The organism is Azospirillum sp. P4_B5 (genome assembly GCF_056402275.1).
This window is the reverse complement of record NZ_JBFUHT010000012.1, coordinates 260010-276869: the sequence shown is the minus strand read 5'-3', so window position 1 is coordinate 276869 and position 16860 is coordinate 260010. Positions and strand designations below refer to the sequence as shown.

The 16860-nt window shown below is 67.5% G+C and carries 18 protein-coding genes; 9 read left to right on the top strand and 9 right to left on the bottom strand.

Features of this window, described 5'->3' with window-relative positions; genetic code table 11:
- Positions 1–120 precede the first annotated feature (120 nt).
- The gene (locus tag AC1DVI_RS12825) at positions 121–444 is read right to left on the bottom strand and encodes a hypothetical protein (RefSeq protein ID WP_476958284.1); all 324 of its coding nucleotides are present in this window, start codon (positions 442–444) and stop codon (positions 121–123) included.
- A 553-nt stretch (positions 445–997) separates the two neighbouring features.
- Here AC1DVI_RS12825 and purQ point away from each other — a divergent pair.
- From purQ to rarD, 6 genes are all read left to right on the top strand, one after another.
- Positions 998–1702, top strand: a complete 705-nt coding sequence (purQ, locus tag AC1DVI_RS12820) for a phosphoribosylformylglycinamidine synthase subunit PurQ (protein ID WP_014239512.1) — start codon at positions 998–1000, stop codon at positions 1700–1702.
- 32 nt (positions 1703–1734) lie between these two features.
- The gene (purL, locus tag AC1DVI_RS12815; RefSeq protein WP_476958289.1) at positions 1735–3915 is read left to right on the top strand and encodes a phosphoribosylformylglycinamidine synthase subunit PurL; all 2181 of its coding nucleotides are present in this window, start codon (positions 1735–1737) and stop codon (positions 3913–3915) included.
- A 359-nt stretch (positions 3916–4274) separates the two neighbouring features.
- The gene (locus AC1DVI_RS12810; protein WP_035671673.1) at positions 4275–4514 is read left to right on the top strand and encodes a BolA family protein; all 240 of its coding nucleotides are present in this window, start codon (positions 4275–4277) and stop codon (positions 4512–4514) included.
- Between the two features lie 59 nt (positions 4515–4573).
- Complete coding sequence (gene grxD, locus AC1DVI_RS12805) at positions 4574–4915, top strand: Grx4 family monothiol glutaredoxin (protein ID WP_014239508.1); 342 nt, start codon at positions 4574–4576, stop codon at positions 4913–4915.
- A 165-nt stretch (positions 4916–5080) separates the two neighbouring features.
- On the top strand, positions 5081–5515 hold the full coding sequence (locus AC1DVI_RS12800; protein WP_476958283.1) for a hypothetical protein: 435 nt from the start codon (positions 5081–5083) through the stop codon (positions 5513–5515).
- 100 nt (positions 5516–5615) lie between these two features.
- On the top strand, positions 5616–6605 hold the full coding sequence (rarD, locus tag AC1DVI_RS12795; RefSeq protein ID WP_476958282.1) for an EamA family transporter RarD: 990 nt from the start codon (positions 5616–5618) through the stop codon (positions 6603–6605).
- A 6-nt stretch (positions 6606–6611) separates the two neighbouring features.
- Here the strand turns inward: rarD and AC1DVI_RS12790 are convergent, their stop codons facing one another.
- Positions 6612–7295, bottom strand: coding sequence for a TetR/AcrR family transcriptional regulator (locus AC1DVI_RS12790; protein ID WP_476958281.1), 684 nt, complete (start codon positions 7293–7295; stop codon positions 6612–6614).
- Between the two features lie 221 nt (positions 7296–7516).
- On the opposite strand from AC1DVI_RS12790, the gene AC1DVI_RS12785 reads away from it, so the two are divergent.
- On the top strand, positions 7517–8620 hold the full coding sequence (locus tag AC1DVI_RS12785; RefSeq protein ID WP_476958280.1) for an alkene reductase: 1104 nt from the start codon (positions 7517–7519) through the stop codon (positions 8618–8620).
- A 420-nt stretch (positions 8621–9040) separates the two neighbouring features.
- On the opposite strand, the gene AC1DVI_RS12780 is transcribed toward AC1DVI_RS12785, so the two are convergent.
- From AC1DVI_RS12780 to cimA, 7 genes are all read right to left on the bottom strand, one after another.
- On the bottom strand, positions 9041–9316 hold the full coding sequence (locus AC1DVI_RS12780; protein ID WP_476958279.1) for an AbrB/MazE/SpoVT family DNA-binding domain-containing protein: 276 nt from the start codon (positions 9314–9316) through the stop codon (positions 9041–9043).
- Between the two features lie 72 nt (positions 9317–9388).
- Positions 9389–10003: a 30S ribosomal protein S4 gene (gene rpsD / locus AC1DVI_RS12775; RefSeq protein ID WP_476958278.1), complete on the bottom strand. Its 615-nt coding sequence runs from the start codon at positions 10001–10003 to the stop codon at positions 9389–9391.
- Positions 10004–10204: 201 nt separating this feature from the next.
- Positions 10205–10501, bottom strand: a complete 297-nt coding sequence (gene cowN, locus AC1DVI_RS12770; RefSeq protein ID WP_014239500.1) for a N(2)-fixation sustaining protein CowN — start codon at positions 10499–10501, stop codon at positions 10205–10207.
- A gap of 141 nt (positions 10502–10642) precedes the next feature.
- Complete coding sequence (locus AC1DVI_RS12765; protein ID WP_149164301.1) at positions 10643–10855, bottom strand: hypothetical protein; 213 nt, start codon at positions 10853–10855, stop codon at positions 10643–10645.
- Between the two features lie 156 nt (positions 10856–11011).
- Positions 11012–11713, bottom strand: a complete 702-nt coding sequence (locus tag AC1DVI_RS12760) for a LytTR family transcriptional regulator DNA-binding domain-containing protein (RefSeq protein ID WP_476958277.1) — start codon at positions 11711–11713, stop codon at positions 11012–11014.
- 52 nt (positions 11714–11765) lie between these two features.
- Positions 11766–12536: an RNA methyltransferase gene (locus AC1DVI_RS12755; protein WP_476958276.1), complete on the bottom strand. Its 771-nt coding sequence runs from the start codon at positions 12534–12536 to the stop codon at positions 11766–11768.
- A gap of 16 nt (positions 12537–12552) precedes the next feature.
- On the bottom strand, positions 12553–14157 hold the full coding sequence (gene cimA, locus AC1DVI_RS12750; RefSeq protein ID WP_476958275.1) for a citramalate synthase: 1605 nt from the start codon (positions 14155–14157) through the stop codon (positions 12553–12555).
- Between the two features lie 313 nt (positions 14158–14470).
- On the opposite strand from cimA, the gene AC1DVI_RS12745 reads away from it, so the two are divergent.
- Both AC1DVI_RS12745 and AC1DVI_RS12740 read left to right on the top strand, forming a co-directional pair.
- A complete protein-coding gene (locus AC1DVI_RS12745; RefSeq protein WP_476958274.1) occupies positions 14471–14884 on the top strand; it encodes a response regulator in 414 nt (137 codons plus the stop codon).
- A gap of 14 nt (positions 14885–14898) precedes the next feature.
- A complete protein-coding gene (locus AC1DVI_RS12740; protein WP_476958273.1) occupies positions 14899–16785 on the top strand; it encodes a CHASE domain-containing protein in 1887 nt (628 codons plus the stop codon).
- Positions 16786–16860 lie beyond the last annotated feature (75 nt).

Sequence of the window (16860 nt, the reverse complement as noted above, 5' to 3'; positions counted from 1 at the left end):
ATCCTACTGGAACGGCGCTGCTCTGACAATCAACATATTGATTCAACCTTATGTGGCTTTATCGCCTAGGCTGTTCCCGCGTATCGGGCAAGTGACTGATTTATATATAGAGCAATTTTATTACCTTTGCATTCCCGGTAGTGACGTAAGCCATACGGCAACCTGTTCATTAATATCGCAGATCTCGTTCTCGTCATTCACCTTAACAGCGTACCGTATCGGCTTCACTCGACGAACCCAGAATGCAAGACCTGCAATTCGCTTGTTGACTGAAATCTCGTTGCCTTGATGGTATTCAAGCTTTGCAATATCTTTACGGAAGTGAGCAACCACCTCCATCATGCATTCATCAGACAACTCAATCTGCACCTTCTTCGCCGCACACAGAGCAAACAGAAGGTTGCTAAGCCGCACAGCAAGTACGGCAAGCTCGTCAGCATTCATGATCAAACAATCACTGCAATATTAAGGAAGGTGCGATTTACCGCTTAATGTTATAGCGTGCCGCAGTAAATAGCGGATCTGGAAAAGGGTCAATGTGATGGCGCAACTGAACAGACTTGGCAATTGCCACCAAATCATCAGCAAACTGCGCATCCGTTGGTCCGCCATTCGCGGGCTCTTGAGTCGGAGTACGATCAAGAAGCTTCCGGAAGCGATCCAGTACGACGTCGGTTTCTGGTAAGAGGCCGGTCATAAACGGTCTGCCCAACGGTCCACCCTCACTCTTAATGGAATGCGCTTTAGCCGCCCCATAGCACAGCCATGAGCGGATACGCAAGCGAGATCAGGCCGGTCTTTTCAACTCAGGAGGTTACACCCCGACTCTGATACGAAGCATTGCAAACAGCAACACTCCGGTATGCACCAGCACCGACTCGCCAAGTTGGGCGGCCAAGCGTCTGTTGGACACGTACCATGACGCTTGCATTGGCACCCTACCGAATCTAGTGTCCGAGGCGCTTCCCACCCATGAAAAAGAAGCTGTAACTGCCCCATGAAGGCCGCCGTCATCGTTTTCCCCGGCTCCAACCGCGAACGCGACGCCGTCGCCGCGCTGGAGGCCGCCAGCGGAACCAAGCCGCATCTGGTCTGGCACCGCGACACCGAACTGCCCAAGGTCGATCTGATCCTCGTGCCGGGCGGCTTCTCCTATGGCGACTATCTGCGCTCCGGCGCCATGGCGGCGCACTCGCCGATCATGCGCGAGGTCAAGGCGCGGGCCGATCAGGGCGTGCGGGTGCTCGGCATCTGCAACGGCTTCCAGATCATCACCGAGGCGGGGCTGCTGCCCGGCGCGCTGATGCGCAACGCCAAGCTGAAGTTCATCTGCCGCACGGTGCATCTGCGGGTGGAGAACACGGACAGCCCCTTCACGGCCAAGTACCGCAAGGGCCAGATCGTCCGCTACCCGGTGGCGCACGGCGACGGCAACTACTGGACCGACGCCGAGACGGTGAAGCGGCTGGACGGCGAGGGCCAGGTGGCCTTCCGCTACGTCAGCGACGAGGGCGACGCCGCCCCGCGCTGGAACCGGAACGACTGGAACCCGAACGGTTCGCTGGACAACATCGCCGGCATCTTCAACGCCAAGCGCACCGTGCTCGGCCTGATGCCGCACCCCGAGGACGCGGTGTCCGCCTTCCATGGCAACACCGACGGCAAGCCCATGTTCGATGGTCTGGTGGAGGCCCTGTCGTGACCACCGCGCAGCAGCCCGCAGTCTCCCTGGAGATGGCCCGCGAGTTCGGCCTGTCCGAAGGGGAATACAACAACGCCCTGGAGATCCTGGGGCGCCAGCCGACCTACACGGAGCTGGGCATCATCTCGGTGATGTGGTCGGAGCATTGCTCCTACAAGTCGTCGAAGAAGTGGCTGATGACGCTGCCGACCACCGGCCCGCAGGTCATCTGCGGCCCCGGCGAGAACGCCGGCGTGGTCGATGCCGGCGACGGCGACGCCATCATCTTCAAGATGGAGAGCCACAACCACCCGTCCTACATCGAGCCCTTCCAGGGTGCGGCGACGGGCGTGGGCGGCATCCTGCGCGACGTGTTCACCATGGGCGCCCGGCCCATCGCGAACATGAACGCGCTGCGCTTCGGCGCGCCCGAGCATCCCAAGACCCGCCATCTGGTGTCGGGCGTGGTGGCCGGCATCGCCCATTACGGCAACTGCGTCGGCGTGCCGACGGTCGGCGGCGAGACCAACTTCCACCCGGCCTACAACGGCAACATCCTGGTCAACGCGATGACCGTGGGCGTCGCCAAGGCCGACCGGATCTTCTATTCGGCCGCCGCGGGCGTCGGCAATCCGGTGGTCTATGTCGGCTCCAAGACGGGCCGCGACGGCATCCACGGCGCCACCATGGCGTCGGCCGAGTTCAGCGAGGATTCGGAGGAGAAGCGCCCGACCGTGCAGGTCGGCGACCCCTTCACCGAGAAGCTGCTGATCGAGGCCTGCCTGGAGCTGATGGAGACGGACGCCATCGTCGCCATCCAGGACATGGGTGCCGCCGGTCTCACCTCCTCTTCGGTCGAGATGGCCGGCAAGGGCGGGCTCGGCATCGAGCTGGTGCTCGACGACGTGCCGATGCGCGAGGAGGGGATGACCCCCTACGAGATCATGCTCTCCGAAAGCCAGGAGCGCATGCTGATCATCCTGAAGCCCGGCCGCGAGGAGGTCGCCAAGGCGATCTTCGACAAGTGGGAGCTGGACTTCGCCGTGATCGGCACGCTGACCGACAACGGCAAGCTGGTCATCAAGATGCACGGCCAGACCTGGTGCGACATGCCGATCGCGCCGGTCTCCAACGCCTCTCCGCTCTACGACCGCCCGTGGGAGCCCACCCCGGCCGCCGCGGAGCTGGAGGACGCCGTGCGCGCCCTGCCGGCGGACAGGACGCTGGGCGACATCCTGGAAAAGATCATGTCCTGCCCCGATCAGGCGTCCAAGCGCTGGATCTGGGAGCAGTATGACAGCCTCGTGAACGGCGACACCCGCTTCATGTCCGGTCAGGCCGACGCGGGCGTGGTGCGGTTGCCGGGCCAGAGCAAGGGCATCGCCGTCACCACCGACTGCACCCCGCGCTACTGCCTCGCCGACCCGGTGCGCGGCGGTGCCCAGGCGGTGGCCGAGGCCTACCGCAACCTGTCCGCCGTCGGTGCCCTGCCGCTGGCCGTCACCGACAACATGAACTTCGGCAACCCCGAGAAGCCGCGGATCATGGGCCAGTTCGTCGGCGCCATCCAGGGCATGGCCGACGCCTGCCGCGCGCTGGACTTCCCGGTCGTGTCGGGCAACGTGTCGCTCTACAACGAGACCAACGGCGAGGCGATCCTGCCGACCCCGGCCATCGGCGCCGTCGGCCTGCTGCCCGACGCCATGATCGCCGTCGGGATTGCCTTCCGGAACGAGGGCGACACCATCCTGCTGGTGGGTGAGGGCACGGGCCATCTCGGCCAGTCGCTCTACCTGCGGGAGATCCTGGGCCGCGAGGAGGGGCCGCCGCCGCCGGTCGATCTGGCGGTGGAGCGCCGCAACGGCGAGTTCGTCCGCGGCCTGATCGCCGAGGGTCTGGTGGTGTCGAGCCACGACATCCAGGACGGCGGCCTGCTGGTCACCGTGGCCGAGATGGCCATGGCCGGCAGCATTGGCGCCAACCTGTCGGGCCTCGACGGCGCCGACGCCGGCACCCTGTTCGGCGAGGACCAGGGCCGCTACGTCCTGGCGGTCCGCGCCGACAAGGCCGCCGCGGTGCAGGAGAAGGCGAAGGCGGCCGGCGTGCCGGTGAGCGTGCTCGGCAAGACCAACGGCACGGCCCTGACCGGCCGCGGCGGCGAGGCGATCACCATCGCCCGCCTGAAGAAGGCCAACGAGGCCTGGCTGCCCGGCTACATGGCCGCCGCCGAGTAAGCGGACGCGGTTGAGGGTTCGATGAACGGAAGGCCGGGCCATCGCCCGGCCTTTTCGTTTTGGGGCGGAGTCTTGCCCCCACCCTTCCCACGGCTTCGCCGCGGGCCCCTTCCCTCCCCCCGCTCTCGGCGGACCAAAGGTCCGCCTGCCGCGTCAGCGCAAACCATAGGTTTGCGCGAGAGCATCGCAGGAGAGGGAATTCAGTCCCCTCCCCTGCGTAAGCGGGGGAGGGCTAGGGAGGGGGCGAGTGCTTCGCACCGCGGAATGTCGTCGCTTCTCCGGTGACAAACCCGGCCGCTCCGCCTAATTATACGGGCAGCGCCCGCATGGGCAGGGTTTGACGGAACAGGATGACGGCCATGGCGATGGAAGCCGCGGTGATCGAGAAGCTCATCAGGGAAGGCATCCCGGACGCGACGGTGGAGATCGCCGACCTGCGCGGCGACGGCGACCATTACGCCGCGCTGGTCACCTCCGCCGCCTTCAAGGGCAAGTCGCGCGTGCAGCAGCACCAGATGGTCTACGCCGCCCTCCAGGGCAGGATGGGCGGGGAGCTGCACGCCCTGGCCCTGACCACCGCCGTGCCGGAAGGCGTGTAGGACGGCATCCCGCAAGACACCCCGCAAGACACGATGACATCGTAAGAAGGCCGAGAGACATGGTTGACCAGAACGTCAAGGATCGCATCGAGCAGGACATCAAGGGCAACGATGTCGTGCTGTACATGAAGGGCACGCCCGTCTTCCCGCAGTGCGGCTTCTCCGCCGCCGTCGTCCAGGTGCTGAGCACCGTCGGCGTGAAGTTCAAGGGCATCAACATCCTGGAGGACCCGGGCCTGCGCCAGGGACTGAAGGACTACTCGAACTGGCCGACCTTCCCGCAGCTCTACGTCAAGGGCGAGCTGGTCGGCGGCTGCGACATCGTGCGCGAGATGTACGAGTCGGGCGAGCTGCAGTCGCTGCTGGCCGACAAGGGCGTCGCGACGGGCGCGAACGCCTGATCGGCCATCCGCGCCGCAGACGTGTGACAAAGGGCTCCGCCACCGCGGGGCCCTTTTCCTTTGGCGGAACAGGCCCCGGTCCACCCTTGTTTTTCCATCGATGAATCCGCGGAGGTGTCGCACGGACTCGGCACGAACGAGGGGCACGGACAAGGAGGCCCGGTCATGGACAGGCGCGTGTTTCCAGCGGCGGCGCTGCTGGCTCTGATGGCTCTTCCCGCTGTGGCGCAGGGCCAGGACGGAACGGTTCCCAAGCAGGAGCGGCTGACCGCCTGCCGGGACGAGGTGTCCCGCTTCTCCGACCTGTTTCTGGGCGACAAGGTGGTGGCCGGCGGGCGCAACCACACCGCCCTGACCGGCGAGCAGAAGGACCGGCTGCGCGGCCTGCTGGGCGAGGCGCGGTCCGCCGTCGGCAAGGGCGACCCGGACGGCTGTGTGGACCGGTTGCGCGAGGCCCGCGCGCTGGTCCGCAGTGAGGGCGTCGGCACCAACGTCCCGATCGGCCGGGGCTCGTCGGGGTCGTCCGGTGCGATGCCGCGGAGCGGAGCCCCCGCTGGCAGTGGAAGCGGAAGCGGCACCACAGGCGGCGGAGGGGGCTGAGCGGGAAAACCCCTGCGGGAACTGCGGCATTCCCGGCGCGCAGTGCGGGCATGAGGGGGCGTTCCTATCGCCCATTTCTTGGGCATGGTAAAGGGGAGTCATGGCCCAGACTCCCTCCCCCTCCTTGCCGCAGGCCGACGGGCGCAACCCCGCCACCCTGGGCTTCGCCGCCGCCCTGACCGCCTTCCTGATCTGGGGTGGGCTGGCGCCGGTCTTCTTCAAGCAGCTCGGCAACGTCGGGGCGGTGGAGGTCGTCGCCCACCGGGTGCTGTGGACGGTGGTGCTGGTCGGGCTGTGGCTGGTGCCGACGCGCGGCCTGTCCGGCATCGTACGCGGGGTGGGAAGCTGGCGGCGCCTGGGCATCTTCCTGGTGACGACCGCGCTGATCGGCAGCAACTGGACCATCTTCATCTGGGCCGTGAACAACGGCCATATGGTCCAATCGAGTCTCGGCTATTACATCAACCCCATCATCAACGTCCTGCTGGGCATCGCCTTCCTTCAGGAGCGGCTGTCGAAGCGGCAGGGCATCGCCGTGCTGATCGCGGCGGCGGGCGTCCTGAGCCTCGTCCTGTCCTACGGGGAGGTTCCCTGGGTGGCGCTGTCGCTGGCCTTGAGCTTCGGCGTTTACGCTCTGGTGCGCAAGAAGGCGGCCATCGACCCGCTGATCGGGCTGCTGGTGGAAACGGTGCTGCTGGTGCCGCCGGCCATCGCCTATCTGCTGTGGCTGAACGCCCAGGGCCTGGGGAGTTTCGGCGCGCACGGGCTGGGCACCGACCTGCTGATCATCCTGACCGGCCCGGTGACCGCCATCCCGCTGGTGCTGTTCATGGTCGGCGCCGCCCGGCTGAAGCTGTCGACCATCGGCATCCTGCAATACATCAGTCCGACCGGGCAACTCCTGCTGGGTGTCGCGGTCTATGGCGAGGCCTTCACCTCCTCGCACCTGCTGGCCTTCGGCTGCATCTGGGTGGCCCTGGCGCTCTATTCGGCGGACGCGCTGTTCACCCACCGGGCCGCCCGCGCCGAGGCCCGCGCTGAACACAGCCGGGCCGAGCAGGCCCGCGCCGCCGCCTGCCGCGCCGATTGAGGTGGTTCAGGCCCGCGGCGCGAGACCGTGGGCCATGGTGTGGGCGAGCGTCCGCACCACCTCGTTGACGCGGTCCGGGCAGCGCCCGAACACCACCTGATCGAGGAAGCCCAGCCCGAAGCTGAGCGTGGCGATGCCCGCCGCAACATGGGCGAGATCGGCGTCGGCCGTGATGGCCCCGCGCTCGCGGAAGATCTCCAGCCGGCTGAGCAGGCAGGGGATCCGGCTTTCCGACAGGGTGCGCGCCATCTCGTTCGCGATGTCTGGGTCGACCAGCGCGCGGGCCAGCATCACCCGCGTGAAGTCGCGGCACTTCCAGGCGTGGCGGAGCTGGTGCAGCAGGAAGGCCGCCAGATCCTCCTCCAGATCATCGCCCGGCGGCGGCATGGCGCAGCCGCTCCCCTCCTCGCGCCCGTAGCGTTCCACGACGGCGAGCAGCAGGCCGGCCTTGCCCGAGAAGTAACGCTGGATCAACTGCTCGTTCACACCGGCGCGGCCCGCGATGTCGCGCGTGGTCGCGGCGTCGAAGCCGCGCTCGGCGAACACCATCTTGGCCGCGTCCAACAGGACGCCCTTGGTCGCCTCGCGGTCGCGCTTGCGCGCGGGCGCGTCGGCCCCGGCGGCGCAACAGCCACCGTCAATCGCTGGGTCAACAGCCGGGGCGGTGGCCGGGGTGTCGGTCTTGTCCACGATGCAGGCCCTCTCACTGGCCGCCGATCCGTGTGGCGGCTGAAATGATAATAGGTATGCACGTGCATACTTGACAAGCCCGGATGGCGTTGGCAAGTATGTACGCACATACATACCGGGCGCCGCCCAACCCGCGGAACCCCGGACCCCATTTTGGGACGCCCCAACTTAAGACGCCCCAACTTGGGACCCGATTTTTGAATCGAGAGGGCAACCGCATCATGACCACCGCCGATCTGTTCACGCCGCTGCGTCTTGGCTCCATGGAGCTGCCGAACCGCGTCATCATGGCGCCGATGACCCGCAGCCGCGCCGGTGAGGGCAACGTTCCCACCCCGCTGATGGCCGACTACTACGGCCAGCGCGCCTCCGCCGGCCTCATCATCACCGAGGCGACTCAGGTTTCGGCCACCGCCCAGGGTTATCCCAGCACGCCGGGCCTCCACACCGACGCGCAGACGCTCGCCTGGCGCCGCATCGCGGAGGAGGTCCACGCCAAGGGCGGGCTGATCGCCGCGCAGCTCTGGCACGTCGGCCGCATCTCCCACACGGAGTTCCAGCCGAACGGCGCCCTGCCGGTCGCCCCTTCGGCCATCGCCGCCGCCGGCGAGTCCTACACCAGCAAGGGTCTGCTGCCCTTCCCCACCCCGCGCGCCCTGGAGACCGACGAGATTCCCGGTCTGGTCAAAGCGTTCGCCGACGCCGCCAAGCGGGCGGTGTTCGACGCCGGGCTGGACGGCGTGGAGATCCACGGCGCCAACGGCTATCTGATCGACCAGTTCCTGCGCGACCGCAGCAACAAGCGCACCGACCGCTACGGCGGCAGCGTGGAGAACCGGGCGCGCTTCCTGCTGGAGATCGTGGACGCGGTGACCACCGCCGTCGGTCCCGGCCGGGTCGGCGTCCGGCTGTCGCCGACCGGCACCTTCAACGACATGGGGGATAGCGACCCGCGGGCGCTCTACACCCACGTCACCGAGGCGCTGAACCCCTTCGGCCTCGCCTTCCTGCACGTCATCGAAGGCCAGCCGGGCCACCACATGGCCCCGCCGGAAGGCGCCCCGCACCTCGCGGCGGAACTGCGCCGGATCTTCAAGGGTCCCTTCATCATCAACGGCGGCTACAGCAAGGAGCAGGCCGAGGCGGCCATCGCCGCCGGCGCGGCGGACGCGGTGAGCTTCGGCGAGCCCTTCATCGCCAACCCGGACCTGCCGGAGCGCTTCCGCCGCAATGCGGCGCTGAACACGCCGGACAAGACCAGCTACTACGGCGGCGACGCCCACGGCTACACCGACTATCCGGCGCTGGAAACGGCCGACGCCTGATCCCTCTCCCCCGCGGGGATTGCCCCCGATCCCCGCACCTCAAGGCCGGAACCCGCAAGGGTTCCGGCTTTTTTCTGTGAAAGCCGGCAGCTCTATCGCGGCAGAAGTCCGGCGGTCGCCGCGGTCACGGCCAGCCGATCGGCTTCGGCCAGCATGCCGAGTCCATAGAGCACCAGACAGATCATCCTGAAGCGTGAAAAGCTTGCAGCGGAACTTGCAGGGTTTCTTCAGACCAGCCTCGGCATAAGCGGTCCGTTCGACATCCGAAGGCCACGCGCTGTGCGCGGCGCTCATGACCATCCGCACAGGATGTGGCCATGAGCCTGCTGAAAATCCGCCGATGAGAGAACCAGCGCGGGCCGCCGCTTGGCTGTACCGAGGTCCGTGAAGGGAAAGGGAAGGACCACCACGGACCAGCGGTCAAAGATCATCGAACGCCTCGTCGTCCTCGGGCGAGGCCCATTCCGACAGACCGCCTTCCAGCGCTTTCAGATAAGCGGTATCGACGACGGGCGCCTTGCGGATCACCGCCTGCCGCCCGTCCTTCACGGAAAACAGGATCGGGTCGCCTTCCTTCAAGCCCAAGGCGTCGCGGACGTCCTGGGGAATCAGCGCCCTGTTGTCGGCGGCCAGCCGCGAGATGTGCATTGCCGTCTCCATCGCCCGGTGCTCCACGACAGTAGCACCGGCGGCCACGACCGCCCATCCCCAAACGAAAAAGGCCGCGCCCGGAGGCGCGGCCTTTCGCGTGTCGGCTGGGCCGAACGGTCAGCGCGAGTAGAACTCGACGACCAGGTTCGGTTCCATCTGGACCGGGTACGGAATGTCGGCCAGCAGCGGGACGCGGACGAAGCGGCCCTTCAGGGCGCCCGTGTCGACTTCCAGGTAGTCCGGGGTGTCGCGCTCACCCGAGGCGGTGGCCTCGAGGATGAGGGCCATCTGCTTGGACTTGGCGCGCACCTCGATGATGTCGCCTTCCTTGATCTGGGCCGACGGGATGTTCAGGCGGCGGCCGTTGACCAGGATGTGGCCATGGTTGACGATCTGGCGCGCGGCGAACGGGGTCGGTGCGAACTTCATGCGGTAGACCACCGCGTCCAGACGGCGCTCCAGCAGGCCCACCAGGTTCTCGCCGGTGTCGCCCTTGCGGCGCACGGCCTCGGCGTAGATGCGGCGGAACTGCTTCTCGCCGATGTTGCCGTAGTAGCCCTTCAGCTTCTGCTTCGCCATGAGCTGCAGGCCGTAGTCGGACGGCTTCTTGCGGCGCTGGCCGTGCTGGCCGGGGCCATACTCACGCTTGTTGATCGGCGACTTGCCGCGGCCCCAGAGGTTTACGCCGAGGCGGCGGTCGATCTTGTACTTGGACTGTTGACGCTTGGCCATTTTGATCCTCGATGGAACACGAGTTGGTTTTGTCCCGGTAGTTCCGCGGAACAGGCCGCGGACGGGGCGCAAACAAGAGGCACGCCCGCTTTCCCAGGAGTGAAGGCGCGCACTATACGGATTCGGCGCGCCTTGTCAAACCATGAGTCGGGTCAAACCATGAGGCGTGTCGAACCATGAGGCGTGTCGAACCACGAAGCCTCAGCAGCACTCGTCCTCGAGCTGGCGCAGCATGGCCAGGCCCTCCTCGTCCTCGTATTCCTCGAAGAGGTCGGAGATGTAGTAGACGTTGGCGCAGAGCAGGCACAGCCCGTCAGCCTGACGCTTCAACGGATCGTCGGCCACGGCCAGCTTCGCCCGGAAGCGTTCCCAGAAGGCGTTGGTCTTGGCCGGGTCGTCGATGTGCATGTACAGGCGCTCGATGATGCGGCGGGAGTTGCCCTCGCAGTCGATGCCCTTGAAGGAGACGTAGCGGTCGGGAGTGTCGGTTGCGTCCACGGTCGTGTTTCCTGCGCAAGAGGCTTGTATTGACCTCTCTCATCGCGGAAGGCGGGTCCAGGGACAAGACCCGTTGCACGAACGGCGGGCGGACGGCATGAATGGCGGGAGTGCTGCGCGAACGGTTCGCGCTCTTGCCACTCAGGCGGCGTGCGACAGCTCTTCCTCGGTGAAGTCCAGCAGCGTGTTCAGCCGCTGTGGGGTCAGCGCTTCGATCCCCTCGTGCCACATCACCTCGCCGAACAGCGCGTGCAGAGCAGCGAGACGCGCCGGCGCGAGCCCGGTCAGGCGGTCACCGTAATACTCCACCACGAGCTGATCCACATAGGCGTGGTCGTCGTCCAGGAAAGCCATGGCCGTATCTCCTCGTCATCCTGGCGCCCACCCGATGCGGGCGCCGGCCATGGCTTTGTTCTACGCCTGCGGCGGGACGGGACGATTGAGGCGGATCAACCGCCGTCGGAAGTCACAAGGCGGCGGGATCAACCCTGATGCGCGTAAGGGGAAAGGCTATAGGGCCAGCAGTTTCTTCAACTGCTCGATCCGGCCACGGCTGACCGGCACGCGGGGGGAGCCGGGGGCGGCCATGACGAAGACGGCCCGCCCGTCGCTGCGGTCGATGGCCTGGGCGTGGCGCAGGTTGACCAGATAGCGGCGGTGCGCCCGCACGAACTGCCGCCCGTCGAGCCGCGCCTCCAGCTCCGATAGGGAGAGCGAACAGAAGAAGGCACCCTCCGCCGTGTGGACCCGCGTGTAATGGCCGTCGGCCTGCACATAGACCGCATCGGCAGGGTCGATCAGAACCACGCCCTGGCGCGTCGTGATCGGCAGCTTGACCAGCGGCGTGACGGGTTCGGGCACCGCGTCCGCAGGCGACGGCGGAGCCGGCTCGGGAAGCGCCTTGCCGTTCACCTCGAACAGCATCAGGGCCAGCGCGGCCCCGCCGCCCGGCGGCAGGGCGGTGGCCTTCACCACGATGGTCCGTCCCGGCAGCGCCACCATCATAGAGCTGGCCACCGCCGGGGAGTCCGGATCGTGCGCCGCGGCCAGCAGCAGTTCCACCTTGGCCCGGCTGCCCGGCGGATGCAGGTCGTGCAGGCTGGCCCCCAGCAGCGGACGGTCGCGCCCCAGCATCCGCGCCACGGAAGCGTTGACCGACACCACGCGCCGGTCGCCGTCGAGCAGGACGAGGCCAACGTCCATATGCTGCAAGGTGTATTCCATGCGGCAGTATAGGCCGCGATCCGCCCCGGAAGGGAAGAGGTTACGCTTCGCCCTTGCGCCGCCCGGTCAGCGCGGCGACGACGCCGTGGAAGGTGCGGACCTCCTGCTCGGTCATCTGCATCCGCTCCAAGGCGTTGCGCAGCGTGCGGACCATGGAGGGGCGCTTCTCCGGCGAGGTGAAGAAGCCGGTGCGGTCCAGGTCGCCTTCCAGATGCTCGAAGAAGTTCACCAGCTCGGCCTTGGTCGCCGGGCGGGTCTGGCCGGTGTGCAGCAGGCGGTCCGGCGGGGTCTCGCCGGTCTGGAACCACTCGTAGCCGATCAGCAGGACCGCCTGCGCCAGATTGAGCGAGGAGAAGGCCGGGTTCAGCGGCACGGTGATCAGCTTTTCCGCCAGCGTCAGGTCGTCGTTGACCAGCCCCGTGCGCTCCGGCCCGAACAGGACGCCGGTCTTGTGCCCGGAGTCGACATGGGCGCGCAGCTCCGTCGCCGCGACGCGCGGGGTGACGAACTCCTGGATCATCCCGCGGGTGCGGACGGTGGTGGCGAAGACCACGTTCAGGTCGGCCACGGCTTCCGCCGTCGTGTCGTAGAGTTTCGCCCCGTCCAGCACCGGATCGGCGCCCGACGCCGCGGCCACCGCCTTCTCGTTCGGCCAGCCGTCGCGCGGCTTCACCAGACGCAGCTCGGTCAGGCCGCAATTCAGCATGGCCCGTGCGCAGGCGCCGATGTTCTCGCCGAGCTGGGGCTGCACGAGGATGATGGTCGGGCCGCCCAGGACGGAGGGCCGGTTGGGGTCTTTGCCGGAGGTCATGATCTGAACGTTGGTCTCAGCTTCGCGGTGTTGCGCCGCCTTTAAACAGCTTGAATGTGTAACTGTCCACCAGCGCCTCCATCGACGCCTCGATGATGTTGGTGGAAACGCCCAGCGTCGACCATTCCTGCCCGTCGCCGTTGCGCGAGCGGATCAGCACGCGCGGCATGGCGCCGGTGCCGTCCTTGGCGGCCAGGATGCGCACGCGGTAATCGGACAGCTTCACCCCGTCGAGCAGGGGGTACAGCGGCTCCAACGCCTTGCGCATCGCGGTGTCCAGCGCGTTCACCGGGCCGTTGCCCGACGCAACCTCGTGATACTCCTGGCCGCCGATCTTCACCCGCACGACGGCCTCGGACTCGACCACCAGCTCGCCCTTGGCGTTGTAGCGGCGCTCGTCGGTGACGTGGAAGCGCTTCAGCGTGAAATAGTCCGGCACCTCGCCCAGCTCGCGGCGGACCAGCAGCTCGAAGCTGGCCTCGGCCGTGTCGTAGGCGTACCCCTCGGTGTCGCGCTGCTTCACGAGGTCGAGCAGACGGTTCAGCCGCTCGTCCTTCGGGTCGACGGCCATGCCCATCTCGCGCAGCCGCGCGATGACGTTGGCGCGGCCGGCTTGGTCCGACATCACGATCTGGCGGCGGTTGCCGACCGCCTCCGGCTCGACATGCTCGTAGGAGGACGGGTCCTTCTCCACGGCGGAGACGTGCAGCCCGCCCTTGTGGGCGAAGGCGCTGGCGCCGACGTAGGGGGCGTGGCGGTTCGGCGCGCGGTTCAGCCGCTCGTCGAACTTGCGGCTGATCTCGGTCAGCAGCGGCAGGTCGGCGGGCCTGATGCCGACGTCGTAGCCCATCTTCAGCATCAGCGATGGGATCAGCGACACCAGGTTGGCGTTGCCGCAGCGCTCGCCCAGACCGTTGATCGTGCCCTGCACCATCCGCACCCCGGCGCGCACCGCGGCCAGCGAGTTGGCGACGGCGTTCTCGGTGTCGTTGTGGCAGTGGATGCCCAGCCGGTCGCCGGGGATGCCGTGCTCATCGATCACCCGGCGGACGATCTCGTCGATCTCGTGGGGCAGCGTGCCGCCGTTGGTGTCGCACAGCACGACCCAGCGCGCCCCGGCCTCGTAAGCGGCCTTGATGCAGGACGCGGCATAGGCCGGGTTGCGCTTGTAGCCGTCGAAGAAATGCTCGGCGTCGAACAGCGCCTCGCCCTTGGCGGCCTTCAGCGCGGCGATGCTGTCGGCGATCAGCTCGATGTTTTCCTCGCGCGGGATGGCCAGCGCCACGTCGACGTGGAAGTCCCAGGTCTTGCCGACGATGCAGACGGCGCGCGCCTTGGACTGGATCAGGGCGGCGAGCTGCGGGTCGTTCGCGGTGCTGCGGCCGGGACGGCGCGTCATGCCGAAGGCGGTGAAGGTCGAACGGGCGAGGTCCGGCGCCTCGGCGAAGAACTGGTCGTCCGTCGGGTTGGCGCCGGGCCAGCCGCCTTCCACATAGTCGATACCCAGACGGTCGAGGTCGCGGGCGATGGCGATCTTGTCGGCGACGGAGAAATCCACGTCCTGGGTCTGCGCCCCGTCGCGCAGCGTGGTGTCGTACAGATGGATGCGTTCGCCCGTCATTGCCGCCGCCCGAAGATATTGGTCGCCCGAAGGAAGGTCATAGGACTGTCCGGAGGGCCGGAAGAATGGACGATGCGCTCCGCCAGCTCAATGCTTTTGATCGAACCCGCCAGGAATGCGGGGCTTTGCCACGCCGGACATAGGCACGCAATGGAGGTAATAGGACAAATGTACTGACCGAACAAACCATCGTCTGTGCTAAACAGCCGCCCCTCTGCATGGCGCCCATCTCACGGGTGCGGTACTCTTTTCTGGCCGGATGCCGGTTGGACTGTATGATCAACGCCCCTTGTGAACGGATGGATTGGACACGGTGACTCCCGCGGGTGACGACGACCAGGACAAGCTCGTCATGGTGATCGACGACGAGCGGACGGTTCTGCAGGCCCTCAACCTCCTGCTGGAGATGTGGGGGTACCGGGTCGTCACCGCCGAAAGCGAGGGCGAGGCCATCGACCGCCTGTCCGTCGCCGGGGAAACGCCGCACGCCATCCTGGCCGACTACCGGCTGCGCGAAGGGCGCACCGGCGTGCAGGCCATCGACCGCATCCGGGCGGAGGCCGGGGCCGAGGTGCCGGGCGTCATCATCACCGGCGACACCTCCACCGAAGGGCTGCGCGACGCCCGCGCCCGCGGGCTGACCGTCCTGCAGAAGCCGGTGCTGCCGCCCCATCTGCAGGCGGTGCTGACCAAGGTGCTGCGGGAACAGTCCGCCGGCACGGCGTGACGGGCCGGACCGGCATGGACATTCCCTTAGCGCCGGCGCCTTCGACGCCGCCCAAGCCCTTACCGCCGGCGCCATCCGCGCCGCCCAAGCCAAAGGACAACAAGCCGAAGCGCAAACGCGCAGCCCCCGACGGACGGCTGTTCCGGTCGTGGGAGAGCTGGGTGGTCTTCGGGCTGGGGCTGCTGCTCACCGGCCTCGCCTGGTGGCTGCTGACCGAGCAGAACCACCGCTTGGCAGAGGCGCGCTTCCGCGCGCTGGCCCGCGACCTGTCCGGCGACGTCACGGCGCGGCTCGACACCTATGAACAGATGCTGCAGGGCGCCGTGGCGATGGTGGACGCCGGCGGCGGGCAGGTCAGCCGCACGGAATGGCGGGCCTACGTCACCGGCCTGCATGTGGAGGACCGCTATCCCGGCATCCAGGGCATCGGCTACGCCAAGCGCGTGAAGGCTCCCGACCGGGAGCAGCACGAGGCGGCGCTGCACGCCGCCGGCTTCTACAGCTACCGCGTGACGCCGGAGGGGGAGCGGCCCGAATATTTCCCCATCGTCTACATCGAACCCTTCGCCAGCCGCAACCTGCGGGCCTTCGGCTTCGACATGCACGCCGAGCCGACCCGCCAGGCCGCCATGGAGCGCGCCCGCATCAGCGGCACCGCCGCGGCGACCGCCCGGCTGCGGCTGGTCCAGGAAACCGAAGAGGACGTGCAGCCCGGCTTCCTCATCTATGTGCCCGTCTACGACCAGGCCCTGCCCCTGACCACCGTCGCCGACCGGCGCGAGGCGCTGCTGGGTTTCGTCTACAGCCCCTTCCGCGCGCACGACCTGATGCGCAGCATCATGGACCGGGGCGCCTCGGAGCTGTTGGACATCCGCGTCCATGACGGGACGGAGACCACCGCGGACTCCCTGATGTTCGACTCCGCGGCCGCCCGGGACGCCGCTTTCCGGGAGGTTCTCCATGTCGAGGTGTTCGGCCGTCCTTGGACGCTGGTCCTGTCCGGCACCCACGCCTTCGAGGGGAGCGTGGCCAGCGCCACGCCGCGGGCGGTGCTGTTCGCCGGCCTGATCATCACGCTGCTTCTGGTCGCCACCGTCAACTCCGTGCTCCAGGACCGCGACCGCATGGCCGAGCTGCGCCGCAGCTACGACGCGCTGGCGCGGGCGCGGGCGGAGGCAGAACAGGCCAACGCCGCCAAGTCGCGCTTCCTGGCCGCCGCCAGCCACGACCTGCGCCAGCCGCTCCAGACGCTGGGCATCTATCTGCACATGATCGGCGAACAGGCGGACAGCCCCCGGCTGCGCAAGCTGGTGGACGCCGCGCGCGACGGGTTCGAGGCGACCCAACGCCTGCTGAACTCGCTGATGGACATCGCCACGCTGGAGACCGGCGTGATCAGCCCGCAGCTGTCCGAACTGGACCTGCCCGTCTTCCTGGAGCGCATCTGCGAGGAAGGCCGGCTGGAAGCCGCCGGCAAGGGATTGGGCTTCCGCGTCACCTGCGGCGGCGCCCGCGTGACGACCGACCCGGCGATGCTGGAGCGGATCGTCCGCAACCTGCTGAGCAACGCGCTGAAATACACGCCCAGCGGCACCATCCGCGTGACCTGCCGGCAGGCGCGCGGCTTCACCGCCATCAAGGTGCAGGACACCGGCCCCGGCATCCCGCAGGACCGGCTGCACCTGATCTTCGAGGACTTCTACCAGATCGGCAATCCGGAGCGCGACCGGCGCAAGGGCCTCGGCCTTGGCCTCGCCACCGTGGCGCGGCTCAGCCGCCTGCTCGGCTACCGGGTGCGGGTGCTGTCGCGCCCGGGACGCGGCGCCATCTTCCTGGTCGAGATCCCCGACGAGGCGCCCAGCCCCCGCCAGACCACCGAAACCGTGGCCTCGGTGGTCTGACGCCCTCCGGTCCTTTTGGCAATCGCCGACGCCGCGTCGTCCCGCCACGGCTGGGAATAGCCGCGGCGGAACCGG